Origin of the sequence: Corallococcus sp. AB032C (assembly GCF_003668935.1) — a bacterium.
GTDB classification, from domain to species: Bacteria; Myxococcota; Myxococcia; order Myxococcales; family Myxococcaceae; genus Corallococcus; species Corallococcus exiguus.
On the sequence record NZ_RAWP01000270.1, the window covers coordinates 1 to 472 of the forward strand.

General features: G+C 69.9%; 1 pseudogene. It reads right to left on the reverse strand.

The features are described 5' to 3' along the window. Positions 1-472 (reverse strand): annotated as a pseudogene (locus D7X99_RS42020) (molecular chaperone DnaJ); the annotation flags it as partial.

Sequence of the window (472 nt, forward strand, 5' to 3'; positions counted from 1 at the left end):
GGCGCCGAGCGTGCCCATGTTCTCCATGGCGCGGCGAAGGAGGCGCTGGCGCCGGAGCTTGGAGGCTTCGTCGGGGTTGGAGGGGTCTTCGGCCGCCACGTCGTCCTCGTCAAAATCCCAGTCGTCCAGGTCACCGGACAACTCGTCCCCAGTCTGGCCAGAAGCCCCCGCGTTGTCACCGGGGAACGCGGTGGTGCGGGGAGAAGGCAGCGGCTCGAACGTCGCTTCGACGATGGCCTCGACGAGGAATTCGTTGGCGTCGCCCGCCGAGCGGACATCCGAGCGGATGAGGGCTTCCAGGTGGGCGTCCACCTGCTGGAGGGCGGCCTCGAAGGAGGCGGTGAGGTTCTGGGCGGGGTCGTTGGACTCGTCGAAGGAGACGATGCGCCACAGGTCGTCCTCGCTGGCGCGGGTGGGGCGCACGGGCGGAGTGGAGGACGCGGGGAACTTCGGGGGCTGGACGGCCCAGAGG